We start from the raw sequence: 26,876 nt of genomic DNA, 5'->3' as shown, positions 1-26,876 counted from the left end.
AAATATTCATCAAAAAACCGCCGGTGTATAAAACACCGGCGGTTTTTATCTCTTAAAGATTAGTCGCGAATGTCTTCGTAAAGAACGGTGGAGACATAACGCTCACCGAAGTCGCAGATGACGGTGACGATGGTCTTGCCAGCGTTCTCTGGCTTTGCAGCCAAGTCCAGCGCAGCCTTGATGTTTGCGCCGGTGGAGATACCGCCGAGGATACCCTCATCAACAGCCAACTTGCGGGAGAATGCAACAGCATCCTCGTTGGAGATGGTCAAAACATCATCCAGGATCTTGCGGTCAAGAACCTCAGGGATGAAGTTAGCGCCGATGCCCTGAATCTTGTGAGGGCCAGCCTTGCCGGTGGTCAGCAGTGGGGAAGCCTCTGGCTCAACAGCGTAAACCTTTACGTCTGCGTTGTTCTCCTTGAGGACCTGGCCAACGCCGGTGATGGTTCCGCCGGTACCAAAACCTGCTACGAAGATGTCAACGTTGCCGTCGGTGTCTTCGAGGATTTCCTTAGCGGTGGTTGCGCGGTGGATAGCTGGGTTTGCCTCGTTCTCGAACTGGCGAGCAAGAATTGCGTTGTCGCGCTCTGCAACGATCTCGTCTGCCTTGTCCTTTGCGCCCTGCATGCCGGCAGCACCTGGGGTCAGGATGATCTCTGCACCATAAGCGCGCAGCAAAACGCGACGCTCGGTGGACATGGTCTCTGGCATGGTGAGCACAACGTTGTAGCCGCGTGCAGCGCCAACCATTGCTAGTGCGATACCGGTGTTACCGGAGGTAGCCTCAACGATGGTGCCGCCTGGCTTAAGCTCGCCGGACTTCTCAGCAGCTTCGATGATTGCTAGACCGATACGGTCCTTAACGGAGTTTGCTGGGTTGAAGGATTCAACCTTAACCAAAACGGTGGCGTCCAGACCCTCAGTAATCTTGTTGAGCTTGACCAGTGGGGTGCGACCGATGGTTTCGGTGATGTTGTTGTACACGTTGCCCATGAAGGGTGTGCTCCTAACGAGAAGTGGTTTTTTAAAGTTCATCGGGACTACGCGAAGCAGCCTCTAATAGGAAAGTGTACACAAAAACAAGTCGCGCAAATAGACAGTCCTGTCCATATTCTATAGACAGGTAAGTTCTTGCAGCTAGAATTGTTTATTTGAGGTGAATTTTTTTGTTTAAGCATCCGCCCGCAGGGCGGCGTCGAAAAGCGGGTTTTTAAAGCATTTTCGACGGGGGTAATTTCAGGAATTTATGCAATTTTTTCCAGAGTGGTCCAATAATTTCAGGATTTCCTGCTCTTAAAAAGTGTTCTATGCCACTTTTTTGCCCTAGTGGGAGGGGGTCGATCACCACAAATGGGGGTGAACGACGTGTTTGCGCTTTGACCTTGGCTTGCAGTGTGGGGTTTCGCTTCAAAAAGTAGTGTGAACTGCAGATTATGTAACGGGGGCAACCGTGTAGAATGTGCGGGGGTATTGGATAGGGGGTGGGGAACTTTCTAAAATACCCCCGAAAATCAATAGATCCAATAAGTGTTGCCAACAAATTTGCATTTACGTCCGACTATGTTCACCCCCAAAGGGGCGGTATACTGTACGTCTGTTGGAAGAATGTAATTCGTGTGGAGATCTTCGGGTGTACCAGCACGGGTGTAAAGCAGGAGGAGATCTACAGGTGGATACCCAGCGGATCAAAGATGATGAAGATGCTATTCGTTCGGCGTTAACATCTCTGAAAACTGCCACCGGCATTCCAGTGACAATGTTTGCCACCGTTTTGCCGGACAATAGGCTGCAGATTACTCAATGGGTGGGTCTGCGGACTCCTGCCTTGCAAAATCTTGTGATTGAGCCAGGTGTTGGTGTGGGTGGACGCGTTGTTGCCACCCGCCGTCCCGTCGGCGTGAGTGATTACACCCGCGCAAATGTCATCTCCCATGAAAAAGATGCCGCCATCCAGGACGAGGGGCTGCATTCCATCGTCGCTGTTCCCGTAATTGTGCACCGTGAAATCCGTGGCGTGCTTTATGTGGGTGTGCATTCTTCAGTTCGTTTGGGCGATACCGTCATTGAAGAAGTGACCATGACCGCTCGCACCTTGGAACAAAACCTTGCAATTAACTCTGCTTTGCGACGCACCGGCGCCGCAGACGGTCGCGGTTCCCTGAAATCTAACCGGATCATGAACGGGGCGGAGTGGGAGCAGGTGCGCTCCACCCACTCCAAGCTGCGCATGTTGGCAAACCGCGTTACCGACGAAGACCTACGTCGCGACCTCGAAGAGCTTTGCGATCAAATGGTCACTCCAGTTCGCATCAAGCAAACCACCAAGTTGTCTGCCCGTGAGCTCGACGTGCTGGCTTGTGTTGCGCTGGGACACACCAATGTCGAAGCCGCCGAAGAAATGGGCATCGGCGCAGAAACCGTTAAGAGCTACTTGCGCTCGGTGATGCGCAAGCTGGGTGCACATACTCGCTATGAAGCAGTTAATGCAGCTCGACGCATTGGCGCTTTGCCCTGATCTTTAGCCCTTTACCCCTGCGTGGCCTTTATTCTGGCTGCTCAGGGATATTTTTTTGATGCTGACCACCAGGAATCCATTTGATGTCACCTTCTTTTAGGTTGGTGGCACGGGCCAATATGAATAACAAGTCACTCAGCCGATTGAGATATTTTCCGGGTAAAGCTGAGGTGGAATCGGGGAATTCGCGGTGGGCGACCCATGCTGCGCGTTCTGCTCGGCGGGTAATTGCACGCGCATTATGTAGCAGTGCAGCCGCTGGCGTACCTCCCGGCAAAATAAAGGAATCCAAAGGTGGAAGATCCTCATTCCACTTATCGCATTCTGCTTCTAATCTGTCGATATAACCCGGCAGCACTCGCAATGGTGGATATTTAGGGTTTTCCTCGATTGGGGTTGCCAGGTCCGCACCGACATCAAAAAGGTCATTTTGAATTGCTTGGAGCAGGCGAGTCATTTCTGCAGGCGGGTTGCCTAGTGCGAGCACAGTGCCGATGGCGCAATTGGCTTCATCGGTGTCTGCGTAGGCGATAAGGCGGGGGTCATCCTTAGAGACGCGGGAAAAATCCGCCAAACCGGTATTGCCATCATCGCCGGTGCGCGTATAAATTTTAGTGAGGTGAACAGCCATAATTTCCAAATTTAGCGGGCATTTCCACTTGCCGTTGCAGAGACGGTTAAGGTGGGGCTGGTGAAAGACAGATTTTTAGTGACAGGCGGAGCCCGACTACACGGATCAGTGAAAGTCGATGGTGCAAAAAACAGTGTTTTGAAGCTCATGGCAGCAGCACTTTTGGCAGAGGGAACAACCACCCTCACCAACTGCCCAGAAATTCTTGATGTTCCGCTGATGCGTGATGTCTTGGTCGGACTTGGCTGTGAAGTGGAGATTGACGGTTCAACCGTGACAATCACAACTCCAGCCGACTTAAGTTCCGATGCCAATTTCCCAGCAGTTACCCAATTCCGTGCATCTGTCTGTGTTCTTGGACCACTTACTGCACGCTGCGGTAGGGCAGTGGTGTCCTTGCCAGGTGGCGATGCTATTGGATCTCGCCCCTTGGACATGCACCAAAGTGGCCTGGAAAAACTGGGAGCGACCACCCGCATCTCCCACGGTGCAGTAGTTGCCGAGGCTGAGCACTTGGTTGGTGCCGAAATTACGTTGGATTTCCCATCCGTTGGTGCCACCGAAAATATTCTGACGGCTTCTGTCATGGCAGAAGGCCGCACAGTATTGGATAACGCAGCTCGCGAGCCTGAAATTGTTGATCTTTGCCGCATGCTGCGTTCCATGGGCGCAAAGATTGAGGGAGAAGGTTCTCCAACCATCATCATTGACGGTGTAGAAAAGCTTTCCCCTACCAACCACGAAGTTATTGGTGACCGTATCGTTGCCGGTACCTGGGCTTACGCTGCTGCAATGACCCGTGGTGATATCACCGTTGGCGGAATCGCACCGCGTTACCTGCATTTGCCTTTGGAAAAGCTTAAGTTGGCTGGCGCCAAGGTGGAAACCTTTGAAAACGGATTCCGCGTGCAAATGAACCGCCGTCCTGATGCCACCGACTATCAGACTCTTCCTTTCCCCGGATTTCCTACCGATCTGCAGCCCATGGCAATTGGTATCAACGCAGTTGCCGAAGGCACCTCTGTTATTACGGAGAATGTTTTTGAATCCCGCTTCCGGTTTGTTGATGAGATGATGCGCCTCGGGGCAGACGCGGCAGTTGATGGACACCATGTAGTTATCCGAGGAATTGAACAGCTCTCTTCTACTTCTGTCTGGTCCTCCGATATTCGAGCAGGCGCCGGCTTGGTCCTTGCTGCGCTGTGTGCGGATGGAGTTACTGAGGTTCACGATGTTTTCCACATTGACCGCGGGTACCCCAACTTTGTGGAAAATCTGCAAAGACTAGGTGCTCAGATTGAAAGAGTGAGCTCCTAAACCTGCATAGCCTTAAAAGACCTCCAGTGAAACCTCGGTTGACCTGGAGGTTTGTTAATGCTCGGCGGTCTGTGTAAATTATTCCAAGTCAGCGCGACCGACTGCGGTTCAGAAATTAAAACAACTGAGCAAAGCAGAAAGAAAACGCAGACAGACTCCAAATCTTCTTCGGAAGTTAAGCCAAGTTGCTTTCTTCTGAACATAGAGTGTAGAGTCAAACAAGCTGCTTAAGGCAAAATCAAACTTTAGATTGATGTTGACTGGGTATGTGTATGTTGTTTGAGAACTCAATAGTGTGCCATTTATTTTATTATGTTTACCATAATCCCCAAACATGGTTTGGGGTTGGTCATGCCGGGTGGTGGGTTGCATATATCCCACCACTGTAAATAAGGAACATGCTCTTTGGGGTGTGTTTTAGTTTTTGTGCATGGTTGTGGTAGAACACTTTTGTTTCCCACTCTTTGACCCCGTCGGGTTGGTGGGGAACGTTTTTTGTTTTATTTTTATAACCATTATTTTTGGTTAACAGCCAGTCAATCACCCTTTTTTGTGGTGGTTGGTTGTTTGTTGTTGGCTGGGTTTTGGGCTTTTCACGGCCTTGATTTTTTTTCATATTTTGTGGAGAGTTTGATCCTGGCTCAGGACGAACGCTGGCGGCGTGCTTAACACATGCAAGTCGAACGATGAAGCTTAGCTTGCTAGGTGGATTAGTGGCGAACGGGTGAGTAACACGTAGGTAATCTGCCCTGCACTTTGGGATAAGCCTGGGAAACTGGGTCTAATACCGAATAGGACACACTATCTTTACGGTGGTGTGTGGAAAGCTTTTGCGGTGTGGGATGAGCCTGCGGCCTATCAGCTTGTTGGTGGGGTAATGGCCTACCAAGGCGTCGACGGGTAGCCGGCCTGAGAGGGTGTACGGCCACATTGGGACTGAGACACGGCCCAGACTCCTACGGGAGGCAGCAGTGGGGAATATTGCACAATGGGCGAAAGCCTGATGCAGCGACGCCGCGTGGGGGATGAAGGCCTTCGGGTTGTAAACTCCTTTCGCTAGGGACGAAGAGTTAAATTGACGGTACCTGGAGAAGAAGCACCGGCTAACTACGTGCCAGCAGCCGCGGTAATACGTAGGGTGCGAGCGTTGTCCGGAATTACTGGGCGTAAAGAGCTCGTAGGTGGTTTGTCGCGTCGTCTGTGAAATCCCGGGGCTTAACTCCGGGCGTGCAGGCGATACGGGCATAACTTGAGTGCTGTAGGGGAGACTGGAATTCCTGGTGTAGCGGTGAAATGCGCAGATATCAGGAGGAACACCAATGGCGAAGGCAGGTCTCTGGGCAGTAACTGACGCTGAGGAGCGAAAGCATGGGTAGCGAACAGGATTAGATACCCTGGTAGTCCATGCCGTAAACGGTGGGCGCTAGGTGTAGGGGACTTCCACGTCTTCTGTGCCGCAGCTAACGCATTAAGCGCCCCGCCTGGGGAGTACGGCCGCAAGGCTAAAACTCAAAGGAATTGACGGGGGCCCGCACAAGCGGCGGAGCATGTGGATTAATTCGATGCAACGCGAAGAACCTTACCTGGGCTTGACATATACCGGATCGGCGTAGAGATACGTTTTCCCTTGTGGTCGGTATACAGGTGGTGCATGGTTGTCGTCAGCTCGTGTCGTGAGATGTTGGGTTAAGTCCCGCAACGAGCGCAACCCTTGTCTTATGTTGCCATCACGTGATGGTGGGCACTCATGAGAAACTGCCGGGGTTAACTCGGAGGAAGGTGGGGATGACGTCAAATCATCATGCCCCTTATGTCCAGGGCTTCACACATGCTACAATGGTCGGTACAGCGAGTTGCCACACCGTAAGGTGGAGCTAATCTCTTAAAGCCGGCCTCAGTTCGGATTGGGGTCTGCAACTCGACCCCATGAAGTCGGAGTCGCTAGTAATCGCAGATCAGCAACGCTGCGGTGAATACGTTCCCGGGCCTTGTACACACCGCCCGTCACGTCATGAAAGTTGGTAACACCCGAAGCCAGTGGCCCAACCTTTTAGGGGGGAGCTGTCGAAGGTGGGATCGGCGATTGGGACGAAGTCGTAACAAGGTAGCCGTACCGGAAGGTGCGGCTGGATCACCTCCTTTCTAAGGAGCTTTAAATAAACTCATCCTCAACAGTTGTTGGGTTGTATGGGTTGTTGGTGTTGGAACCCATGTGTGGTTGCCATCAACACAAATTAATCGGGTGGAGATGACCCTTGGTGTGGTAAACACTTCTCTCTGTGGGGGAAGATAAAAATAGGTGGCATGCTGTTGGGTGTCTGAAATGACATGTAATGTGTTGTTTCTTCATCAGATCATGATTATCCAGTGATTGTGCACGGTTGTGTGTGGTTGGTGGTGGTGATGGTGTGTTGTGTGAGAACTGTATAGTGGACGCGAGCATCTTTATTTTTTGTATATTTTTTTGTGTATCCGAACGTGACACACGATGAATGCTTGTTTGAGTGTTTGTTGGTGTGTTGTCTTAGTGTTTTGTTTTTAAGAGCACACGGTGGATGCCTTGGCATATCAAGCCGATGAAGGACGTGAGAGGCTGCGTTATGCCTCGGGGAGTTGCCAACTAAGCGTTGATCCGAGGATGTCCGAATGGGGAAACCCAGCTGCAGTAATGTGTGGTTACCTGCCGGTGAATATATAGCCGGTTGGGAGGTTTACACGGGGAAGTGAAACATCTCAGTACCCGTAGGAGAAGAAAACAATTGTGATTCCGTTAGTAGTGGCGAGCGAACGTGGATGATGGCTAAAGCTTATGTGTGTGATACCCGGCAGGGGTTACATGTAGGTGGTTGTGGGGTTACAGCGTGTGTGTTCTGCCGGACACTGGCACATGGTTAATTGATTAGTGGAAGTGGTGTGGAAACGCCTGCCGTAGAAGGTGATAGTCCTGTACGCGAAGATCAGTTGGTGTGTGTGGTTGTTTTTCCCAAGTAGCAGCGGGCTCGTGGAATCTGCTGTGAATCTGCCGGGACCACCCGGTAAGCCTGAATACTTGATATGACCGATAGCGGATTAGTACCGTGAGGGAATGGTGAAAAGTACCCCGGGAGGGGAGTGAAATAGTACCTGAAACCGTGTGCTTACAATCCGTCAGAGCCTCACTTGTGGGGTGATGGCGTGCCTTTTGAAGAATGAGCCTGCGAGTCAGCGGCATGTCGCGAGGTTAACCCGTGTGGGGTAGCCGTAGGGAAACCGAATCCTAATAGGGTGTGTTAGTGGCATGTCTTGGACCCGAAGCGGAGTGATCTACCCATGGCCAGTGTGAAGCAGAGGTAAGACTTTGTGGAGGCGCGAACCCACTTAGGTTGAAAACTGAGGGGATGAGTTGTGGGTAGGGGTGAAAGGCCAATCAAACTCCGTGATAGCTGGTTCTCCCCGAAATGCATTTAGGTGCAGCGTTGTGTGTTTCTTGCCGGAGGTAGAGCTACTGGATGGTTTAGCGGGACCAACATCTTAGCGACATCAGCCAAACTCCGAATGCCGGTAAGTCAGAGCACAGCAGTGAGACTGCGGGGGATAAGCTTCGTAGTCGAGAGGGAAACAGCCCAGATCGCCGGCTAAGGCCCCTAAGGGTGTGCTAAGTGGAAAAGGAGGTGGGGTCGCGAAGACAGCCAGGAGGTTGGCTTAGAAGCAGCCATCCTTGAAAGAGTGCGTAATAGCTCACTGGTCGAGTGATTCCGCGCCGACAATGTAGTGGGGCTTAAGCACACCGCCGAAGCCGCGGCAATGATACTTTATTGTGTTGTTGGGTAGGGGAGCGTCGTGCACGCGTTGAAGCAGCCTGGTAATGGTGTTGTGGAGTGTGTGCGAGTGAGAATGCAGGCATGAGTAACGAATGATGAGTGAGAAACTCATCCGCCGGATGACTAAGGGTTCCTGGGTCAAGTTAATCTTCCCAGGGTGAGTCGGGGCCTAAGGCGAGGCCGACAGGCGTAGTCGATGGATAACGGGTTGATATTCCCGTACCCGAGTGTGTGCGACCATGGTGAATCAGTGATACTAACCACCCGAATGCTTCCATGTGTCATCTTTGATGATGTGTGGTTGTGGTTTGCGTGGGACCTGATCTGGTAGTAGCTAAGTGATGGGGTGACGCAGTGAGGTAGCTAAGCCACTTATTGGATTGTGGTGTAAGCGTGTAGCACTGTTGGTAGGTAAATCCGCCAACTATTAATGTGTGAGGCGTGATGCAGAGCCCTTTTGGGGTGAAGTTGGTGATCCTGTACTGTCGAGAAAAGCCTCTAGCGATGTACATATTCGGCCCGTACCCTAAACCGACACAGGTAGTCAGGTAGAGAATACTAAGGCGTTCGGGTGAACTGTGGTTAAGGAACTCGGCAAAATGCCCCCGTAACTTCGGGAGAAGGGGGGCCATCATAGGTGAACACCTTTGCGGTGGGAGCGTGTGGTGGTCGCAGAGAATAGAGGGAAGCGACTGTTTACTAAAAACACAGGTCCGTGCGAAGACGTTTAAGTTGATGTATACGGACTGACGCCTGCCCGGTGCTGGAAGGTTAAGAGGACCGGTTAGCTGTTAAAGGCGAAGCTGAGAATTTAAGCCCCAGTAAACGGCGGTGGTAACTATAACCATCCTAAGGTAGCGAAATTCCTTGTCGGGTAAGTTCCGACCTGCACGAATGGCGTAACGACTTCCCTGCTGTCTCAACCACAGGCCCGGTGAAATTGCAGTACGAGTAAAGATGCTCGTTACGCGCGGCAGGACGAAAAGACCCCGGGACCTTCACTATAGCTTGGTATTGGTGTTTGATTCGGTTTGTGTAGGATAGGTGGGAGACTTCGATCATATGACGCTAGTTGTGTGTGAGTCGTTGGTGAAATACCACTCTGATCGGATTGAATGTCTTAACCTTGGCCCATGATCTGGGTTGGGGACAGTGCCTGGTGGGTAGTTTAACTGGGGCGGTTGCCTCCCAAAATGTAACGGAGGCGCCCAAAGGTTTCCTCAGCTTGGTTGGTAATCAGGTGGTGAGTGTAAGTGCACAAGGGAGCTTGACTGTGAGAGTGACAACTCGAGCAGGGACGAAAGTCGGGACTAGTGATCCGGCACCAACTTGTGGTTGTGGTGTCGCTCAACGGATAAAAGGTACCCCGGGGATAACAGGCTGATCTTCCCCAAGAGTCCATATCGACGGGATGGTTTGGCACCTCGATGTCGGCTCGTCGCATCCTGGGGCTGGAGTAGGTCCCAAGGGTTGGGCTGTTCGCCCATTAAAGCGGCACGCGAGCTGGGTTTAGAACGTCGTGAGACAGTTCGGTCTCTATCCGCCGCGCGCGTTGAAACTTAAGGAAGGCTGTCCCTAGTACGAGAGGACCGGGACGGACGTACCTCTGGTGTGCCAGTTGTTCCGCCAGGAGCAGGGCTGGTTGGCTACGTACGGAAGGGATAACCGCTGAAAGCATCTAAGCGGGAAGCCTGTTTCGAGATGAGGTTTCTTTTGAGGTTCCCTATAGATTATGGGGTTGATAGGCCAGATCTGGACGCATTGTAAGGTGTGGAGGTGACTGGTACTAATTTACCGACAACAAAACACAAACAACTTTAGGGTTGTTGGTGATACGCAAAACGTAACGAAAAATAGCAAAAAGATTTGCTCGCGTCCACTATGCAGTATTTGACACAACACGCATCATTTTTTGTGGTGTGGTGGTTGGTTGTGTCGGTGGTGATAGTAGCAGGGAAACGCCCGGTCCCGTTCCGAACCCGGAAGCTAAGCCTGGTTACGCTGATGGTACTGCACTCGGGAGGGTGTGGGAGAGTAGGTTACCGCCGACCTAAAACTTAATTAGAAAAAGCAGTGCTGGGAACAAGAATTCTTTTCTTGTTCCCAGCACTGCTTTTTCGCATGCAACAAAACAAACGACAAAAAGAAGGAGGGGTGGAGCGCACTATTTGTGCGCTCCACCCCTCCTTTTGGTTTTTTAGGTGGTGATTGCGCCTACTGAAGCCGATTGAACGAGCTTTGCGTACTTGCCCAAGACACCATGCAGACGATGGTTATCAGGGTGAACAAGTCGGGTTCGTCGCTCTTCCAGGACACTTTCATCAACTAGAAGATCAATACGCCTAGATGGAATATCAACCAAGATGGGGTCGCCATCTTCTACCAGTGCGATAGGTCCGCCGTCGACAGCTTCTGGGGATACGTGGCCGATGCACAAACCTGTGGAACCACCGGAGAAACGGCCGTCGGTGATCAACAAGACATCTTTACCAATGCCAGCACCCTTGATAGCGCCGGTGATAGCAAGCATCTCTCGCATACCAGGACCACCCTTTGGACCTTCATAACGGATGATGACAACATCACCCTTCTTAAGTTCTCCATTAAGCACTGCATCCATGGCGGGCTGCTCTTGGTTAAATACTCGTGCAGTGCCCTCAAAGCGGTCAGCGTCGAATCCAGCGGACTTTACAACAGCACCTTCTGGGGCAAGGCTGCCGCTGAGGATGCTGAGTCCACCGGTGGCGTGGATTGGGTTATTGATTGCACGCAGGATCTTGCCGTCAGGGTCTGGTGGGTTAATGTCCGCCAGGTTTTCTGCAACGGTTTTGCCGGTGACCGTAAGGCAGCTGCCGTCGATGAGGCCGGCGTCGAGAAGCGCTTTCATGACTACCGGAATGCCACCGATCTTAAATACGTCATTCATGACGTAGCGGCCGAATGGCTTGAGGTCGCCAAGGTGTGGAACCTTATCGCCGATTTCGTTGAAGTCGGAGAGCTTAAGGTCAACCTCTGCCTCGTGGGCAATTGCCATGAGGTGGAGGACGGCGTTGGTGGAGCCACCGAGCGCCATGACTACAGCGACTGCGTTGAGCAGGGATTCGCGGGTAATGATGTCGCGGGCGGTGATGCCCTTTTCTAGCAAACCAACAACAGCCTGGCCAGAACGGCGTGCGTACTGGGTACGGTCGCGGTGGATGGCTGGTGGGGCAGCAGAACCTGGGAGTGACATGCCCATTGCCTCTGCGGCTGATGCCATGGTGTTGGCGGTGTACATGCCACCACAGGCACCTTCGCCTGGGCAGACTGCTCGCTCGATGGCGTCTACGTCTGCTTCGCTCATTTTGCCGGCACGGCAGGCTCCGACGGCTTCAAAAGCGTCGATGAGGGTGACCTCTTTTTCGGTGCCATCTGATAGGCGTGCGGTGCCTGGCATGGTGGAGCCGTTGTAGAGGAATACAGAGGAGAGGTTCAAACGGGCGGCAGCCATGAGCATGCCAGGAATGGACTTATCGCAACCTGCCATCAAGACGGATCCATCAAGGCGCTCGGCGCTCATGACGGTTTCAACAGAGTCGGTGATGACTTCGCGAGAGACGAGGGAATAGTGCATTCCTTCGTGTCCCATCGAGATGCCATCGGAAACTGAAATGGTACCGAACTCGAGGGGATAGCCACCGGCGGCATGGATGCCTTCTTTGGCAAAGCCAGCGAGCTTTTTCAGGGTGAGGTTACAGGGAGTGATTTCATTCCAGGAGCTGGCAACACCGATCTGGGGCTTGGCCCAGTCATCGTCACCCATACCGACGGCACGGAGCATGCCGCGGGCAGCGGAGCGCTCAATTCCATCGGTGACATCGCGGGAGCGAGGTTTGATATCTACCTCTTTTTGAGGATCGTTCTGTGGCTGATTCATAGCAATGAGCCTACGCATATTCGTGAATTAAGACACCTCTGTTCTAATAAGCGCCTAGATCTGCCCCTGTGTAGGCCTGTGTATAACTGGCAGGCTATCCAAAGTTGCTTGGCATTTTATGTCCTGAGCAGGCATTTAGTGCGAATTTCTCATAGTGGTCGGCCTAATAAACACAGGGGAATATGACTTTATGAGAGATCTGGGGGTCTTCCCTGATTTCTGTGTCCCAGTCCTCCGGTAGATTGGCACTAGTACTTGGCATCCTGCTGTCTAGTGGATGTTTAAGTTTTTAGTTCCTATTTCCATAAGACGTACAGAAGGAAAGCATCGTAGTTCATGACTAATCCTGCCGCGAGCACCCCAAACCACAACTCGGATGACCGGGTGGAGCAGAAGGAGAATACATCTTTCACCCCAGTAACAGATATTGATTCCACTCGTCCCGTTATGGGCGAGGCTGCTGCCCGGGCAGTGAATTTGTATAAGGCCTATGGCCAGGGTGATACCACGGTTACTGCCCTGGACCATGTCAATGTGGAATTTGAAAAGAACAAGTTCACCGCCATCATGGGACCTTCGGGCTCTGGTAAGTCCACCTTGATGCACTGCATGGCTGGTCTTGATGCTGCAACCTCTGGTTCTGCCTTTATTGGAGATACCGATCTCTCCCGCCTTAAAGACAAGGAAATGACCTCCCTGCGCCGCGATCGTCTGGGCTTTATTTTCCAGTCTTTTAACCTGGTTCCAACCCTCACCGCCGCTGAAAATATCACTCTGCCAACTGATATTGCAGGCCGTCAGGTTGATCAGGCGTGGTTTGATGAAATCACCAATCGTTTGGGGCTGTCCGATCGACTAAAGCACCGTCCTGCCGAGCTTTCTGGTGGTCAGCAGCAGCGTGTAGCTTGTGCTCGCGCCTTGGTATCACGCCCAGAGATCATTTTCGGCGATGAGCCAACCGGTAACTTGGACTCCAATTCCTCCGCTGAAGTGCTTGATATTTTGCGCACTGCTGTTGATGAAGATGATCAAACCGTAGTGATCGTTACCCACGATGCGCGCGCTGCGTCCTATGCAGACCGCGTTATCTTCCTCGCCGATGGCCGCATTGTTAATGAGCTCTTTGATCCCAAGATTGAAGACATCCTGGCCACCATGAACGGAATCGAGGATATTGCCCGATGAGTTCAGGCTCGACAATGCGCACAATCAGTTTGCGCAATATCGGAGCACATAAGGTTCGTCTCCTGCTCACGGTTTTGGCCGTGGTTCTTGGTACCGCTTTTGTCTCCGGCGCAATGATGTTTACCAATGCGCTGTCCTCAACATTTGATGAAGCTATTTCCGATAGCCTCGACGGCGTTGATGTGGTGGTCAGTACCAATAGCACTGGCACGGCTGCCGGAATTCCCGTGGATACCGTGAATAAGCTGCGCGAGGATTCACGCATTGATGGCGTTAATATCAATGCGTCACAGTCCGTGGTGCTCGCCGATGCTGATTCCAAAGCTATTCAGGTTCCTAATGGCACCTCGCTGAGCATTGCATATAACCCCGAGGAAGCTGTGGGCACCAATGGTGAGCTGGCCGAAGGTGCCTGGCCCACAGGTACTGAGGAAGTCGCTGTCACCCAGGCTGGTGCGCAATCCCGTGGCATTGGCGTGGGCGATAAACTGCTGGTAGTTGATTCTACTGGCCGTTATAACGTCACTGTCACCGGTCTAGTGTCCTCCAAAACTGATTCCGAAACCGCGCTGAACCTTTTCATGGCAGAAAGCGGTTACCTGGAGCGTTACACCGATGGTGCCACGGTACCGGGCCTGAAAATTTCAGCCGCCGAGGGCACGAGCCCCGAGACGCTTGTCGACGCACTCAGCGCCGAATTGGGTGCAGATTATTCGGTGGAAACCGGCGCCGCGCTGGTTGAGCAAACCACTGGTGCGATCCGCGATGCACTTAGTTTCGTGCAATACTTCCTCATTGCTTTCGGTCTGATTGCACTATTGGTCGGTACCTTTATTATCGCCAATACTTTCTCCATGATTGTGGCGCAGCGTATGCGTGAATTTGCGCTGCTACGTGCGCTGGGTACTGCTCCAGGTCAGCTCACCCGCTCGGTTGTCTTTGAGGCAATTATTGTTGGCCTCTTTGGTTCTGCGCTGGGTGTTTTGGGTGGCATGGGCTTGGTTTGGGTTATCTCCGCGGTGCTCAACCACTTCGGTATGCCAATGGGCTCAAGCGTGGGATTGACTCCTACTGCAGTCATCACGGCACTTATTCTTGGCACTGTTGTCACGGTGATTAGTGCGTGGGCTCCAGCTCGTCGCGCAGGTCAAGTTAAGCCTGTTGAAGCAATGCGCAATATGGAAACCACCACGGTGCGCTCCATGCTGGGTCGTACCATTGTCGGCGCAATTATTTTGGCGCTGGGTGCATTGCTAGCCATCTTGGGTGCACAGATGAGTGATTCTTCAACCACGGTGCGCTCCATCTTGGTTGGCGTCGGTGCACTTTTTGTCATCGTTGGCACCTTCTTCTTCTCGCCAGCTTTGTCCATGCCAGTCGTGGGCGGACTTGGTCGAGTGTTGGGAGCGCCGTTTGGAAGCGTCGGAAAGCTTGCCGCTACCAACTCGCGCCGCAACCCGCGGCGCACCGCAACCACCGCCTTCGCTTTGACCTTGGGTATTGCACTGGTGACCGCGATTGGAATGCTGTCGGCAACTATGAAGGATGCCGTAGCTGACATGATGGAAGAACAAATCACTGCAGATTATGTGCTGCAGGGACCTTCCAATGCGTCCATCACCATGCCAAAGGAATCTGTAAATGATGTCCGGGCAGCTGAAGGTGTGGCCAATGTGGTCATGATTGGTATGAATACCGCAGCTGTTGATGGCCAGTCCTCTTATTCACAAATAGGACAGAGCTTTAGCTTTGTGGCTGATGGTGATTTGGGTACGGTAATCAAGTCCGAAGAAACTGCAGGCACCTTGGATCTTTCGCAGCCAGGTTTTGTAGCCGATAAAGATTTCGCGGCACAAAATGGCTGGACTGTAGGACAGTCTGTTCCTTTAAGTGTGCTGGGCCAAGAAATTGGACAGGTTGAATTGGTGGGCACCTATAGCGGAAATAATGCTATTGGCACCATGCTGATCTCTGAAGCATCCTTGGCAGATACTGTTGCTGCCGATCAAACCATTCCGCAGATGATGCTGGTTAATGGTGAGGAAGGCTTTGACCTGGAGCAGTTGCGCAGCAATCTGGAGAATGCGGTGGCTGATTATATTGTCATTCAGGTGTTGTCGGCAGCAGAAAGTGCTGGCGCCACCGTGTCAATGATCAACACCATGATGAATATTCTCTATGCACTGTTGGCGTTGTCGGTGATTGTGGCCATTATCGGCATTATCAATACCTTGGCGCTTAATGTGATTGAACGTCGTCAAGAAATTGGCATGTTGCGTGCAGTTGGCGTTAAGCGTGGCCAGGTGCGTACCATGATCACTTTGGAATCCGTACAAATTGCTATTTATGGTGCGGTGATCGGCATTGCCATTGGCTTGGGACTGGGCTGGGCCTTTGTCACCGTGATGTCAGGTGAGGGGCTTGATGCCGCGGTCGCGGTGCCATGGGATCAAATTGCTTTGATGCTGCTTGGTTCTGCGGTAGTTGGTGTGATTGCAGCTTTGTGGCCTGCCGCTAAAGCTTCGCGGACACCTCCGCTGGAAGCGATTACTGACTAAAATTTTTTAACACTAAAGGCCTTGAGAAGGAATTTTCTCAAGGCCTTTAGTGTTGCACTTTTAGTAATACTTAGACTGGTCTGTCTAATTAAAACAGACTGGATTGGCTATTTTATGCGGGTGCAGTTAAGGTTTATGAATTCAATTCACCCGCACGACTCAAAGGAGTGCTACGCATGGCAACCGCCACCGCGAAAACAGGCCGCTTTGGCCTGCCCGGCTGGATGACAGGGTTTGGAGCCCAAGTTATCGCCGGCTTAATTATTGGTCTTATCCTCGGCTTCATCGCTCGCGGAATGGATAGTGGCGCTGCAGAAGGCGAAAGCAGTTGGCTAACCGGTTTGCTGGAAGGCGTGGGATCCGCTTATGTTTCGCTGTTGAAGGTAATGATTCCGCCACTAGTTTTTGGCGCAGTTATTACAAGTATCGCTAAGCTGCGTGAAGTCACCAACGCAGCACGCTTGGCAGTATCCACCTTGGTGTGGTTTGCCATCACCGCATTCTTCTCTGTACTGGCAGGTATTGCCGTAGCACTGATCATGCAACCTGGTGTGGGATCTTCCATCGATGCAGCAAATGCAGCAGAACCTTCTCACGTTGGTAGCTGGTACGGCTTCTTGGAATCCATCGTTCCAGTCAACATCTTGGGACTTTCCGGTTCTTATAGTGAAACCTCCGGTGTGAGCCTTACTTTTAATGTGCTGCAGATTTTGGTTATCTCCATCGCTATTGGTGTTGCTGCAGTTAAGGCCGGCAAGGCTGCAGAACCATTCCTGCAATTTACCGAGTCTTTCCTCAAGATCGTTCAGACCATTTTGTGGTGGATCATCCGCCTGGCTCCAATTGGCACCGCAGCATTGATCGGTAAGGCAGTTGCTGTTTATGGTTGGTCTGCACTGGGTTCCTTGGGCAAGTTTGTGCTCGCAATCTATATTGGCCTGGCCATTGTTATGCTGGTTATCTACCCAGTTGTGCTTAAGCTGCACGGACTTTCAGCTATTGGATTCTTTAAGCGCGTCTGGCCTGTAACCAGCCTTGGCTTCGTTACCCGTTCTTCCATGGGCGTTATGCCAGTAACTCAGCGTATTACCGAGCAATCGCTTGGCGTGCCAAGTGCATATGCCTCCTTTGCAGTGCCTTTGGGTGCTACCAGCAAAATGGACGGCTGCGCCGCAGTTTACCCAGCTATCGCAGCAATCTTCGTGGCTCAGTTTTATGGCATTGACCTCAGCCTGATGGATTATGTACTGATCATGGTAGTTTCCGTTTTGGGCTCTGCAGCAACTGCAGGTACCACCGGTGCAACTGTTATGTTGACCCTGACTCTATCTACCTTGGGGCTGCCTTTGGCTGGCGTTGGCCTCTTGCTGGCTATTGAGCCAATCATCGATATGGGCCGTACTGCAACCAACGTGACTGGTCAGGCACTGGTTCCTTTGGTTGTCGCAAAGCGCGAAGGTATTTGGGATAAGGCTCTTTGGGACGCTGCTGAAAAGGGCAGCGCTGCAGTAGATAAGGCAATTGTTCCGGAACCTGCAGAAATCGCTAAATAAACAAAGTTTTAGAAAAACTCGGATCGCTGAGGCGTTCCGAGTTTTTTTCTGCTCGTTATAGTGGAAGACATGAGCGGACCTGCAGAAAAGATGCCCAAGCTACCACCTCTCAAGTTCAAGTGGACCTGGATTATTGCCATCGTGGCAACCACTGCGATTATCGTAGCAGTGCTGATTAGCACCTACTATCCCGGACTTCCAGATCCAATGCCGGTGCATTGGAATGCCGCGGGTGAAGCAGATAATTGGGAACCAAAATCCCTGCAGACCTTTGTCTCGCTAATTCTGCTGGGCCCAGCGATCATCCTTTTGACGTTGATTGGCTCCCAGGCTCTTATCCGCATGCAAGCAGCTCATATTACTGATCCAGGTGGGGCCAGAACTGTTAATGAGGCATATCGCACCTGGTGGGGACTGCACTCCGCAATGAGGCACCTGGGTTGGTACATGTTCGCCATTAACTTAAGTGTGATGGTGCTGCTCTTGGATTCCTACCGGCCAGCACCCTCCACAGTAGGCATCGTTATTGCTCTTGGAGGCTTAATCCTGGCCACCGCGGTTTTTATGTGGATTATGGTCAAAGAGTCCAAACAGATTGAGCAACAGTATCCCAAGCCAGAAGGAGAACAAGGAAAAACCTGGGGCATTTTTTATAATGATCCAGCCGATAAACGCATCTTGATTGACACCGGCTCAGGCACTCATTTCACCTTGAATATTGGTCGGCCTGCCGGAAAAATCTGGGCAATTATCCTTTTTGGAGCACCACTTGTGTTCTTTCTGTGGCTGATTATCGCCTAAAAAGCAGCACCTAGCTGTACCGCACCAAAACCTAGAACCACGGTGCTGGCCAAATAAGCCAACATTTGCCACCACTGGCCACCCTTAATAAGGAGCCCAAGTTCTTTTGCCAAAGTGGACCAGGTGGAAAGTGCGCCACAAAAACCAGTGATCAGCAGAGCGGTTTCTTGTGCGGAAAAATCACGGGAGATAACAAAGCCACCTACTAAGCACGCCAGAGTATTGGCCAAAAGTGTGGCTTTTTTGCCGGGGAAAAGCTGTGCTAATCCCCATCGTGAGAAACCACCAACAAAGGCGGCAACTGCTACATAAATAAAGATCATGAGGCTAGCCGATCGCCAATAAACCACGCGGAGATACAGGCCAGTGTGGTGCATGCCAGGTAGGGCAGGAGGTTTTCGTCGACAAGCATCATGGCTGAGAAGGTGGTGAAACCGCCCAGGAAACCGGTGCCCCAGAAGGCGCCGGGGCGGCGCCAGCCCATAAAAAATGCGCCGAGGATATTTATTGCCAAAATCGGCCATAGGCCCCCCAGCAGCATTGTCAGTGCTAGACGGGTGCATGCGCCGAGGGCAGCACCTGCGCCGACGGCCATACCTGCTCCCAATTTCTGCATAAAAGTACACCTTACAGGGTGAAATTTTGCATAAGTTCTGCGCGTAAATGTTTTTGAGGGGAAGATGAAAGGAAGTAATTGGCACTGAATCTTGGAGGAATTTTAGATATGGCACATGAGCGCGCCGGGCAGTTGGCACAGCCAGCGGATCTTATTGACGTTGCGGAATTGGTAACGGCATATTTCACCCGTAAACCTGACGTAAACAATCCGGATCAGCAGGTGGTTTTTGGCACCTCTGGACACCGTGGTTCTGCCCTTGACAATGCCTTCAATGAAAATCACATCCTGGCCACCACGCAGGCCATTGTGGATTACCGCAGCACCCAGGGTGTGCAAGGTCCACTCTTTATTGGCCGCGACACTCATGCTTTGTCGGAGCCAGCTATGGTCTCTGCACTGGAAGTTTTGTTGGCTAATGGGGTAGAAGTGCTTGTCGACGCTGACGGCCGCTACACCCCAACCCCGGCAGTGTCGCATGCCATTTTGCGCCATAACGCAAACGCGGCTGACACCGCGCTGGCCGATGGCATTGTAATTACTCCTTCACACAACCCACCACGCGATGGCGGTTTTAAGTACAACCCCGCCAACGGTGGCCCTGCTGATACCGATGCCACTGACTGGATCGCTGCGCGCGCCAATGATCTGCTGCGCGCCGAGCTCGAGGGCGTTAAGCGCGTTCCTGTTTCTGGCGTTTTGGATGAGCGTGCTACCCGCTATGACTTCAAGGGCACCTACATCGCTGACCTGCCAAATGTGGTTGATATTGAGGCTATCCGCAAGGCTGGCGTACGCATCGGTGCGGACCCAATGGGTGGTGCTTCCGTGGATTACTGGGGTGCTATTGCTTCCACCTACGATCTGGATCTGACAGTGGTAAACCCCAACGTGGATGCCACTTTCCGCTTCATGACACTCGATACCGATGGCAAGATTCGTATGGACTGCTCCAGCCCACACGCTATGGCATCACTAATTGATAGTGCCACCAAGTTTGATATCGCCACCGGCAACGATGCCGATGCGGACCGCCACGGCATTGTCACCCCAGACGCCGGCCTGATGAACCCTAACCACTACCTGGCTGTTGCCATTGAGTACCTTTTTGCACACCGTCCAGGTTGGTCCCCAGATACCGCTGTGGGTAAGACTTTGGTCAGCTCCTCCATGATTGACCGCGTGGTCGCAAAACTTGGCCGCACCCTGGTAGAAGTTCCCGTGGGCTTCAAGTGGTTTGTGCCAGGACTTATCTCTGGCGAAATCGGCTTTGGTGGCGAAGAATCCGCAGGCGCATCTTTCCTGCGTATGGACGGCACCACCTGGTCCACCGATAAGGATGGCATCATCTTGGATCTGCTTGCAGCAGAAATCATCGCCGTGACCGGCAAGACGCCATCCCAGCGTTATGCAGAACTCGCTGCAGAATTTGGTGCACCGGCATATGCCCGCACCGACGCAGAGGCCAACCGCGAACAAAAAGCAGTGCTCAAGGCGCTTTCCCCAGAGCAGGTCACCGCAACTGAACTAGCCGGCGAAGCAATCACCGCAAAGCTCACCGAAGCTCCCGGAAATGGTGCCGCAATTGGTGGCCTGAAGGTCACTACCGAGAACGCATGGTTTGCAGCACGCCCATCCGGTACTGAAGACAAGTACAAGATTTACGCTGAGTCCTTCAAGGGAGCAGAGCACCTCAAGCAGGTTCAGGAAGAAGCACAGGCTCTAGTTAGCGCAGTACTCGGACAGTAATTTAGATAGTCAGTTTGAATTCCAGGAGCCCTTCCAGCTGAGTGACCCGCGGGGGCCTTGAGTCCTTACGGTTCCGGATTAGAGGGCGAACCTGGGATCAAGCTGATTATTTTTTGCCAGCTTCCGACCTAATTAGGATTTCTGCTGTGAATCTTGTCTCGAGTATGTAGTGGACGTGTCAAATAATCGGCATATGGTTTAAGGTCGATGGGGTATCTAATTGTTGTAATTGCATAGCTACTTTTTAGTGGTTGTGAGTTAAAGCATTTAGTCGGCAATCTTCAAACTGAGTTGGTGCTGGGTTCAAGCGCGCGGACTTCTGAAGGATTCCTTTTGAGAGTTTCTCTTGAGGGCAACTCTGGTGGCAGGAATGTGCGAGAACCCTAGCAGGTAGTTAGTTTTGAAAATCGGGCGCAAGTCCGGCACATAAAACAGAACAAGGTAAGGCAACAAGTGAGCAATAAAGTCCAGAATCCGACCCAAGGTGGAAGCAAGAACTTCCTCTGGGCATTGGTGGCAATTGTCGTCATCGCCATCGTCGTCGTGGGTTTCATCGTGGTTAACGGCCAGGGTAAGAAAGCAGCCCTCTTTGCAGACCGCGAATTTGCAGACACCACCATGACCATGGAAGTTTCCGAAGACTCCATTACTCTTTCATCTCCTGATGCGAAGGCAGATGCAAAGACTGTCCAGCTTTATGAAGACTATTCCTGCTCTCACTGTGCAGAACTTGCAGAAGCAACTGATGCTGAGATGAAGTCTGAGATCGAGGCCGGCAACCTGATCGTCGAGATCAAGCCACTTAACTTCCTCGACCGCGGAAACATCGATGGACACTCCACCCATGCTTTAGCTGCTGCAATGGCGGTTGCTGATACCAACGATCCTGCAATGTTCTGGAACTTCCGTACCTTCCTTCTCGAGGAGCAGGATGAGATCGTTAACCTGTGGTCTGATGAAGACTTCGCCGATGCTCTCGAGGCAAAGGGCGTAGATTCCGCCACTGTTGAGACCGTTCGCAGCGGCTCCGGAGTGGACGCAGCAAACACCCTAGCTACAGCTAACGGCGAGGAGCTTACCGCTCAGACCGGCAGCCTGTCCTCCCCACGCGTACTCCAGGACGGCAAGGATGTTGACGTTCAGGACATCAGCCAGTGGATCCCAGCAGTGCTCGGCTCCTAAGGTCTAACCCTTAAAAATTCCCCTAATTCATCAGCTATTTTCGCAGCGCTTTTCGACGAAAAAACTGGTGGAATAGGGGATATTTTTATGCCCTTGTCCTGGTGGTTCGAGGTTTGAGTTGCGCACAAGCACACGATTTGGATAAATGATAAGCCCTCGACTAGATTTACAAGAGTTGAAATTTGGGGCTATGGCGCAGCTGGTAGCGCACCACACTGGCAGTGTGGGGGTCACGGGTTCGAATCCCGTTAGCTCCACTCAGATCGTTTTAAAATGATCTGCACAATTGAATTACCCAAAGGGGCTATGGCGCAGCTGGTAGCGCACCACACTGGCAGTGTGGGGGTCACGGGTTCGAATCCCGTTAGCTCCACTTCCTCATAAAAAGAGCCTGTTCTACTTCACGGTAGAGCAGGCTCTTTTGTGGCTTCATGGTTAAGGTATCAATAGTGCGCAATTGGTCGGCGAACTAGTGTTGCCCTTTACTTTCGCATGTAACTTTGCCCCGGCAAATATGGAAGTAGCAATGCATGCCTACCGTGAGAGCTTTGTCCCCTCTGAAACTCTCGAAAAGCCTTATGTAATAGGTGCAATAAGGGTTTTCGCTGCAGATAGTCAAGCAGAAGCCGAGCGTTTGGCAACCACCAGTGGCGCCGGAGTCATTATGGGAAAACTGGAATGAACAACAGCGTTACTCGGCAGAATCTCAATTAAGCGAAACAATTATTGGCGAAGCCTCGAAAGTAGCGCACGGCCTTAAACATCTCGCAACCAGAACTAGCGCCGATGAAATACTGGTACAGGCCCAGATTTTTGATCACGCTGCCCGCATTCGTTCCCATGAGATTGTTGTTGAGGCTTTAGAAAAGTAAAAAGGCAATGTCATGGCGCAGGCTTTTCACTAGACTCGGGCGTTATGACACCAGTACATTCTGATCCGCTTGATCCCATCCACAGTGTTGTCCTTAGACAGGATGAAGATGGAACTCCACGCACCGATTACCTAGATACCTCCCATGATCCAGCTTTCCTTGGTGATGGTGATGTCCTCATTGAGGTCGGCTGGTCCAGCCTGAATTACAAGGATGCGATGGCACTGCGCGGGGATAAAGGCGTAGTGCGCACGTGGCCACTAATTCCAGGTATTGATGCCGTGGGCACGGTCATTGAAAGCGCTGACCCTCGCTTCGGCCGTGGCGATGAAGTTGTTCTTAATGGCGCAGGTCTTGGTGAAAACCGCCATGGCGGATTCACTCAACGCCTGAAAGTGCCTGCTGCACCGCTATTGCATATCCCTTATAACTTCAGTGCCCAACAGGTTGGCGCATTGGGCACCGCCGGATATACCGCAGCTCTGTCCGTGGATGCGCTTTTACAACAAGGCGTGAAGCCCGAAGATGGTGAGATCCTAGTAACTGGCTCTACCGGAGGCGTGGGAGCGATCTCTTTGCATCTGCTCAAACAACTCGGATTTACCACCGCGGCGGTGACCGGACGTGTAGCAGAACATGGTGAATTCCTCCGCAGCCTTGGTGCTAGTGAAATCCTGGAGCGCGCGGAATTTTCCGATGCTGGACGCCCCCTGCAAAAAGCACGATGGGCGGGTGTGATTGACTCTGTGGGATCGCACACGTTGGTCAACGCTTTGGCTCAAACAAAGTGGGGTGGAGTGGTTACTGCCTGCGGTCTAGCCCAAGGCCCAGATCTGCCTGGAACAGTATTGCCATTTATTTTGCGAGGGGTGCATTTGGTGGGCATTAACTCGGTAGACGCACCCTTTGAACTGCGGAGACGTGCTTGGGCGTTGCTTTCAGAGAAGCTGGATACGGCGGTGCTCGATGACATGACCACCGTAGTAAACCTGGAAGATATTGCTCAGGCCGGTGCTGATTTGATGGCCGGCAAGCTGCACGGTCGCACTGCAGTACGTATTAATTAACCCCACCAGGCATGGTCTTGAGGACTACACTTGGCAGTATCGCTTCACCTTTAAAAGCGAGAAAAGTTGGTTCCTCAGGACTGTGATTGGGAGTGGAAACACAATGCAAAACCCCGTAGAAATCCTTAATGAACAAGAGGCCCTCAAGAAGCTGGAAAGCCTAAGCCTCGGCCGCATTGTGGTGCGCCGCAGCGATGATATGGATATTTTCCCAGTTAATTACGTAATTGATGAGGGCAATATCTATTTCCGCACTGCAGAGGGAAATAAGCTTTTTAGCATCAACCTCAATCACGACGTCCTTTTTGAAGCCGATGAGGTTAAGGACGGCAAGGCCTGGTCCGTTGTTATCCGCGGTCAGGCTGAGCTGGTGAAGGATCTTAAGGAGATCGCCCACGCTGACACCCTCGATCTCAAGCCTTGGATTCCTACCCTCAAATACAACTACGTTCGTATTGTGCCCACCGACGTCTCCGGTCGCGCATTTGTATTGGGCGAGGAGCCTGAGCGTTACTAATGGTGGAAGTTTTCACTAAAAGACCGGCCGAACCACAGTCCGCACGGGCTGAAGCGGCCGGTTTAAGGTGGTTGGGGGAAGCATCTGCACAGGTAGCAGAGGTGGTCTCCGTTGGAGATCACCATATTTCCACCCGCGCCGTAACTTTGGTGCAACCCACTCCAGCAGCCGCGCGGTCAGCTGGCCACGCGCTTGCCCACATTCACCGCGCCGGGGCGCCCGCCTTCGGGTGCCCACCAGCTGGGTGGGAAGGGCCAAACTATATAGGTACTCAGCAACAAAGTTGCTTTGCGACGAAAACCTGGGGTGAATTTTATTCCACCCAAAGGGTTTTACCTTTCGCTCATAAGGCTAAAAAGCTAAATCACATTAACGGCGACACCTTAGATCTTTTGATCTTGGTATGTGGGCAAATCCAGCGGTTGGAAGATACCGTTTTACCAGCACGCATCCACGGAGATTTATGGTCTGGCAATCTGCTTTTTGGAGAGTTTGGTCCGGTGTTTATTGATCCAGCAGCTCATGGTGGTCACCCCGAAACAGACCTGGCCATGCTCGAACTATTTGGAGCACCCTATCTTTTAGAAATTCAAGTTGGCTATGAAGAAATTAATCCTTTGCCAACTGGATGGCGTGAGCGAACCCCCATGCATCAACTCCATCCTTTAGCAGTGCACGCTGCCTCCCATGGGCCAAGTTATGGCAGGCAGCTGCACCAAACAGCGCTAGAAGTACTCGAGCTGCTTAGCTAACTAGCGCCACCAGGTGTCTTTAGGAGTAACTGGCTCGTGACGCTTGTGGCGTCCCACGGTCCACAGGTGCTCGATCCGGGCGGTAGCCTCAGGGCTTAGTTCACCCTTGTTTTCTAGGTAATCATCAATCTGGGTGTAGCTCAGGCCAAGTGCTTCCTCATCGGGAAGTGCTGGGCGGTTTTCTTCCAGATCCGCGGTAGGAACCTTCTTCCAAGTGCTTTCTGGAGCGCCCAATTCCTGGAGGAGGGCAGCGCCTTGGCGCTTGCTCAAACCAGCGAGTGGTAGAAGGTCAGCTGCGCCATCGCCAAACTTGGTGAAGAATGCGGTAACGTTCTCGGCGGCGTGATCAGTGCCGATAACCAAAAGTCCAAACTGACCGGCAATGGCGTACTGCGCGATCATGCGCTGGCGAGCCTTGATATTGCCGCGGTTGAAGTCGGTGAGTTCTTCCAAGCCAAGGGCTGCAGCAACGGCAGCGTCAGTGGCGTCGGTAGCGTCTTTAATATTGACGGTGACTTCATGATCGGCAGCAATGAAATCAAGGGATACCTGAGCATCGTCTTCATCGGCCTGGATGGCATAAGGCAAACGCACCGCATAGAAGGTGTGCTCGCTGGAATCTTCGGCACGAATCTTTTCCACAGCTAGTTGGGCAAGGCGGCCAGCAAGGGTTGAATCCTGTCCGCCGGAGATGCCTAGGACGAATCCTTTAGCGCCGGAGGTGCGGAGATAATCCACGAGGAATTGGACGCGTGCTTCAATTTCGGCGGCTGCATCAATGGTGGGTAAAACGCCTAGTTCATTGATGATCTCTGAGCGTGTAGAAGTCATGACGTTCATACTAGACTTAGTAAAGGGTTTTGGAGTTTAAGGTGCCTGTCGGTTAAGATAGTTCCTCGTGTCATAGCTGGTATGACATGCCCGATTTTTCAGGCATATCTACACAGCTTCAATAGCCTTAAATAGCGCATGAAAGAAAGGAGCGCCCGAATGAAGGTACGCAATTCCCTTCGGTCGCTGAAGAACAAGCCGGGCGCCCAGGTCGTGCGTCGCCGTGGCAAAGTCTACGTGATCAACAAGAAAGAGCCACGTTTCAAGGCTCGCCAGGGTTAATTCTCCGGTAGATAAAAAGCCACTGCCATCCTCTTGGAAACACGAGGGTGGCAGTGGCATTTTTATGTCCAGATGCATCAGCTCTTCGTCGAAAAGCGTTCTTTATAACAATTTGATAACGGTGTTGCCTTAAGAATTTGGGCGAGCTGGGTAAATAACAAAAATGTAGTTACAGTCATTGGGTTTCGCTTGGAAACATATCGCTACATGTGGGGGCTGGAGAAGTGATGTGCTGGGAATACTCAACGTGTAACTACTATATATAGTGTTTCTTGCACTAATTGACCACAAAGTATAGTGTCTGAAGGAGTCGCTGAGAGCGACACATAAACTTTAAAAAACAGCCAGAAAAATAGTGAGATGAGGCTCCTGATGAATTACAGGAGCCGAGAGGGAAGGTCCGAGATCATGGCGATCACCGTTTACACCAAGCCAGCTTGCGTTCAGTGCAACGCAACCAAGAAAGCCCTTGATCGTGCAGGCCTCGAATACGAGCTCGTCGATATCAGCCTTGACGATGAGGCTCGTGAGTACGTTCTTGCACTCGGATACCTCCAAGCCCCAGTCGTAGTCGCCGATGGCGCACACTGGTCCGGATTCCGCCCAGAGCGCATCCGTGAGATGGCTACCGCAGCTGCTTAAGCTCAGTCACACCGCACTTTGAGGCGTCAAGTAGATCAATCTCTTGACCTTCCCCCCCCGCGTCGCCTTTGTGGGCGGCGTTTCGTAT

At 52.1% G+C, this 26,876-nt stretch carries 21 protein-coding genes, 2 tRNA genes and 3 rRNA genes; 19 read left to right on the top strand and 7 right to left on the bottom strand.

What is annotated here, in order from left to right; translation table 11 throughout:
• Positions 1 to 59 precede the first annotated feature (59 nt).
• Positions 60 to 995, bottom strand: coding sequence for a cysteine synthase A (gene cysK / locus H924_RS10855; protein WP_015652001.1), 936 nt, complete (start codon positions 993 to 995; stop codon positions 60 to 62).
• Between the two features lie 676 nt (positions 996 to 1,671).
• Between cysK and ramA the strand changes: the two genes are divergently transcribed.
• Entirely contained in the window at positions 1,672 to 2,517 is an 846-nt protein-coding gene (gene ramA, locus H924_RS10850; RefSeq protein ID WP_015652000.1) for an acetate metabolism transcriptional regulator RamA, read from the top strand.
• Between the two features lie 28 nt (positions 2,518 to 2,545).
• On the opposite strand, the gene H924_RS10845 is transcribed toward ramA, so the two are convergent.
• A complete protein-coding gene (locus tag H924_RS10845) occupies positions 2,546 to 3,148 on the bottom strand; it encodes a cob(I)yrinic acid a,c-diamide adenosyltransferase (protein ID WP_029703049.1) in 603 nt (200 codons plus the stop codon).
• Positions 3,149 to 3,208: 60 nt separating this feature from the next.
• Between H924_RS10845 and murA the strand changes: the two genes are divergently transcribed.
• Complete coding sequence (gene murA / locus H924_RS10840; protein WP_015651998.1) at positions 3,209 to 4,465, top strand: UDP-N-acetylglucosamine 1-carboxyvinyltransferase; 1,257 nt, start codon at positions 3,209 to 3,211, stop codon at positions 4,463 to 4,465.
• A 349-nt stretch (positions 4,466 to 4,814) separates the two neighbouring features.
• Here the strand turns inward: murA and H924_RS10835 are convergent, their stop codons facing one another.
• The gene (locus H924_RS10835) at positions 4,815 to 5,081 is read right to left on the bottom strand and encodes a hypothetical protein (RefSeq protein ID WP_015650010.1); all 267 of its coding nucleotides are present in this window, start codon (positions 5,079 to 5,081) and stop codon (positions 4,815 to 4,817) included.
• A 2-nt stretch (positions 5,082 to 5,083) separates the two neighbouring features.
• On the opposite strand from H924_RS10835, the gene H924_RS10830 reads away from it, so the two are divergent.
• The 3 genes from H924_RS10830 (at position 5,084) to rrf (ending at position 10,316) form a co-directional block, all read left to right on the top strand.
• Positions 5,084 to 6,607 (top strand): 16S ribosomal RNA (locus tag H924_RS10830).
• 386 nt (positions 6,608 to 6,993) lie between these two features.
• Positions 6,994 to 10,075: ribosomal RNA gene (locus tag H924_RS10825) — 23S ribosomal RNA — on the top strand.
• Positions 10,076 to 10,199: 124 nt separating this feature from the next.
• A 5S ribosomal RNA gene (gene rrf, locus H924_RS10820) occupies positions 10,200 to 10,316 on the top strand.
• Together the 16S, 23S and 5S rRNA genes form the textbook arrangement of a ribosomal RNA operon.
• Positions 10,317 to 10,462: 146 nt before the next feature.
• Here rrf and ilvD read toward each other — a convergent pair.
• Entirely contained in the window at positions 10,463 to 12,181 is a 1,719-nt protein-coding gene (gene ilvD, locus H924_RS10815; RefSeq protein ID WP_015651997.1) for a dihydroxy-acid dehydratase, read from the bottom strand.
• A 336-nt stretch (positions 12,182 to 12,517) separates the two neighbouring features.
• Here ilvD and H924_RS10810 point away from each other — a divergent pair, with 336 nt between their 5' ends.
• The 4 genes from H924_RS10810 to H924_RS10795 all read left to right on the top strand — a co-directional run bounded on the left by H924_RS10810 (position 12,518) and on the right by H924_RS10795 (position 18,278).
• The gene (locus H924_RS10810) at positions 12,518 to 13,366 is read left to right on the top strand and encodes an ABC transporter ATP-binding protein (protein ID WP_015651996.1); all 849 of its coding nucleotides are present in this window, start codon (positions 12,518 to 12,520) and stop codon (positions 13,364 to 13,366) included.
• The gene (locus H924_RS10805) at positions 13,363 to 15,924 is read left to right on the top strand and encodes an ABC transporter permease (protein WP_015651995.1); all 2,562 of its coding nucleotides are present in this window, start codon (positions 13,363 to 13,365) and stop codon (positions 15,922 to 15,924) included. The genes H924_RS10810 and H924_RS10805 overlap by 4 nt, the downstream gene beginning before the upstream one ends.
• A 176-nt stretch (positions 15,925 to 16,100) precedes the next feature.
• The gene (locus tag H924_RS10800; RefSeq protein WP_015651994.1) at positions 16,101 to 17,477 is read left to right on the top strand and encodes a dicarboxylate/amino acid:cation symporter; all 1,377 of its coding nucleotides are present in this window, start codon (positions 16,101 to 16,103) and stop codon (positions 17,475 to 17,477) included.
• A gap of 69 nt (positions 17,478 to 17,546) precedes the next feature.
• Positions 17,547 to 18,278 carry a DUF1648 domain-containing protein gene (locus H924_RS10795; RefSeq protein ID WP_015651993.1) on the top strand — a complete coding sequence of 244 codons (732 nt, stop codon included), beginning with the start codon at positions 17,547 to 17,549 and terminating at the stop codon, positions 18,276 to 18,278.
• Here H924_RS10795 and H924_RS10790 read toward each other — a convergent pair.
• Both H924_RS10790 and H924_RS10785 read right to left on the bottom strand, forming a co-directional pair.
• The gene (locus tag H924_RS10790) at positions 18,275 to 18,601 is read right to left on the bottom strand and encodes a fluoride efflux transporter FluC (protein WP_015651992.1); all 327 of its coding nucleotides are present in this window, start codon (positions 18,599 to 18,601) and stop codon (positions 18,275 to 18,277) included. The two genes, H924_RS10795 and H924_RS10790, sit on opposite strands and share 4 nt — an antisense overlap.
• The gene (locus H924_RS10785; RefSeq protein WP_015651991.1) at positions 18,598 to 18,894 is read right to left on the bottom strand and encodes a fluoride efflux transporter family protein; all 297 of its coding nucleotides are present in this window, start codon (positions 18,892 to 18,894) and stop codon (positions 18,598 to 18,600) included. The genes H924_RS10790 and H924_RS10785 overlap by 4 nt, the downstream gene beginning before the upstream one ends.
• Positions 18,895 to 19,002: 108 nt before the next feature.
• On the opposite strand from H924_RS10785, the gene pgm reads away from it, so the two are divergent.
• The 8 genes from pgm to H924_RS10745 all read left to right on the top strand — a co-directional run bounded on the left by pgm (position 19,003) and on the right by H924_RS10745 (position 25,033).
• A complete protein-coding gene (gene pgm, locus H924_RS10780) occupies positions 19,003 to 20,643 on the top strand; it encodes a phosphoglucomutase (alpha-D-glucose-1,6-bisphosphate-dependent) (RefSeq protein ID WP_015651990.1) in 1,641 nt (546 codons plus the stop codon).
• Between the two features lie 453 nt (positions 20,644 to 21,096).
• Positions 21,097 to 21,825, top strand: coding sequence for a DsbA family protein (locus tag H924_RS10775; RefSeq protein ID WP_015651989.1), 729 nt, complete (start codon positions 21,097 to 21,099; stop codon positions 21,823 to 21,825).
• Positions 21,826 to 22,009: 184 nt separating this feature from the next.
• A tRNA-Ala gene (locus tag H924_RS10770) sits at positions 22,010 to 22,082 on the top strand.
• 43 nt (positions 22,083 to 22,125) lie between these two features.
• Positions 22,126 to 22,198 (top strand) — tRNA-Ala (locus tag H924_RS10765).
• A gap of 274 nt (positions 22,199 to 22,472) precedes the next feature.
• Positions 22,473 to 22,697 (top strand): LLM class oxidoreductase, encoded by a 225-nt coding sequence (locus tag H924_RS14220; protein ID WP_131386815.1) that lies wholly within the window; start codon positions 22,473 to 22,475, stop codon positions 22,695 to 22,697.
• Between the two features lie 44 nt (positions 22,698 to 22,741).
• Positions 22,742 to 23,764: an MDR family oxidoreductase gene (locus H924_RS10755; RefSeq protein WP_015651987.1), complete on the top strand. Its 1,023-nt coding sequence runs from the start codon at positions 22,742 to 22,744 to the stop codon at positions 23,762 to 23,764.
• Between the two features lie 103 nt (positions 23,765 to 23,867).
• The gene (locus H924_RS10750) at positions 23,868 to 24,281 is read left to right on the top strand and encodes a pyridoxamine 5'-phosphate oxidase family protein (protein WP_015651986.1); all 414 of its coding nucleotides are present in this window, start codon (positions 23,868 to 23,870) and stop codon (positions 24,279 to 24,281) included.
• Positions 24,282 to 24,283: 2 nt separating this feature from the next.
• Complete coding sequence (locus H924_RS10745) at positions 24,284 to 25,033, top strand: fructosamine kinase family protein (RefSeq protein ID WP_155862021.1); 750 nt, start codon at positions 24,284 to 24,286, stop codon at positions 25,031 to 25,033.
• Here H924_RS10745 and nadE read toward each other — a convergent pair whose 3' ends face one another.
• Positions 25,034 to 25,864 (bottom strand): ammonia-dependent NAD(+) synthetase, encoded by an 831-nt coding sequence (gene nadE, locus H924_RS10740; protein WP_015651984.1) that lies wholly within the window; start codon positions 25,862 to 25,864, stop codon positions 25,034 to 25,036.
• Between the two features lie 159 nt (positions 25,865 to 26,023).
• Here nadE and ykgO point away from each other — a divergent pair, with 159 nt between their 5' ends.
• Together ykgO and nrdH are read left to right on the top strand one after the other, a co-directional pair.
• Positions 26,024 to 26,146, top strand: a complete 123-nt coding sequence (gene ykgO, locus H924_RS13985; protein WP_003857945.1) for a type B 50S ribosomal protein L36 — start codon at positions 26,024 to 26,026, stop codon at positions 26,144 to 26,146.
• Between the two features lie 408 nt (positions 26,147 to 26,554).
• The gene (nrdH, locus tag H924_RS10730) at positions 26,555 to 26,788 is read left to right on the top strand and encodes a glutaredoxin-like protein NrdH (protein WP_015651983.1); all 234 of its coding nucleotides are present in this window, start codon (positions 26,555 to 26,557) and stop codon (positions 26,786 to 26,788) included.
• Positions 26,789 to 26,876 lie beyond the last annotated feature (88 nt).

Origin of the sequence: Corynebacterium callunae DSM 20147 (assembly GCF_000344785.1) — a bacterium.
Taxonomy (GTDB): domain Bacteria; phylum Actinomycetota; class Actinomycetes; order Mycobacteriales; family Mycobacteriaceae; genus Corynebacterium; species Corynebacterium callunae.
Note: the sequence above shows the minus strand (reverse complement) of the source record. Positions and strands in the feature narration are given on the sequence as shown.

What these genes read in the sequence shown, in the direction of transcription:
- H924_RS10795 (WP_015651993.1), top strand. Translation starts at nt 17,547, where the DNA reads ATGAGCGGACCTGCAGAAAAGATGCCCAAGCTACCACCTCTCAAGTTC.
- H924_RS10845 (WP_029703049.1), bottom strand. Translation starts at nt 3,148, where the DNA reads ATGGCTGTTCACCTCACTAAAATTTATACGCGCACCGGCGATGATGGC.
- H924_RS10800 (WP_015651994.1), top strand. Translation starts at nt 16,101, where the DNA reads ATGGCAACCGCCACCGCGAAAACAGGCCGCTTTGGCCTGCCCGGCTGG.
- pgm (WP_015651990.1), top strand. Translation starts at nt 19,003, where the DNA reads ATGGCACATGAGCGCGCCGGGCAGTTGGCACAGCCAGCGGATCTTATT.
- ykgO (WP_003857945.1), top strand. Translation starts at nt 26,024, where the DNA reads ATGAAGGTACGCAATTCCCTTCGGTCGCTGAAGAACAAGCCGGGCGCC.
- H924_RS10750 (WP_015651986.1), top strand. Translation starts at nt 23,868, where the DNA reads ATGCAAAACCCCGTAGAAATCCTTAATGAACAAGAGGCCCTCAAGAAG.
- H924_RS10790 (WP_015651992.1), bottom strand. Translation starts at nt 18,601, where the DNA reads ATGATCTTTATTTATGTAGCAGTTGCCGCCTTTGTTGGTGGTTTCTCA.
- cysK (WP_015652001.1), bottom strand. Translation starts at nt 995, where the DNA reads ATGGGCAACGTGTACAACAACATCACCGAAACCATCGGTCGCACCCCA.
- H924_RS10805 (WP_015651995.1), top strand. Translation starts at nt 13,363, where the DNA reads ATGAGTTCAGGCTCGACAATGCGCACAATCAGTTTGCGCAATATCGGA.
- nrdH (WP_015651983.1), top strand. Translation starts at nt 26,555, where the DNA reads ATGGCGATCACCGTTTACACCAAGCCAGCTTGCGTTCAGTGCAACGCA.
- H924_RS10835 (WP_015650010.1), bottom strand. Translation starts at nt 5,081, where the DNA reads ATGAAAAAAAATCAAGGCCGTGAAAAGCCCAAAACCCAGCCAACAACA.
- H924_RS10810 (WP_015651996.1), top strand. Translation starts at nt 12,518, where the DNA reads ATGACTAATCCTGCCGCGAGCACCCCAAACCACAACTCGGATGACCGG.
- nadE (WP_015651984.1), bottom strand. Translation starts at nt 25,864, where the DNA reads ATGACTTCTACACGCTCAGAGATCATCAATGAACTAGGCGTTTTACCC.
- ilvD (WP_015651997.1), bottom strand. Translation starts at nt 12,181, where the DNA reads ATGAATCAGCCACAGAACGATCCTCAAAAAGAGGTAGATATCAAACCT.
- H924_RS10755 (WP_015651987.1), top strand. Translation starts at nt 22,742, where the DNA reads ATGACACCAGTACATTCTGATCCGCTTGATCCCATCCACAGTGTTGTC.
- H924_RS10785 (WP_015651991.1), bottom strand. Translation starts at nt 18,894, where the DNA reads ATGCAGAAATTGGGAGCAGGTATGGCCGTCGGCGCAGGTGCTGCCCTC.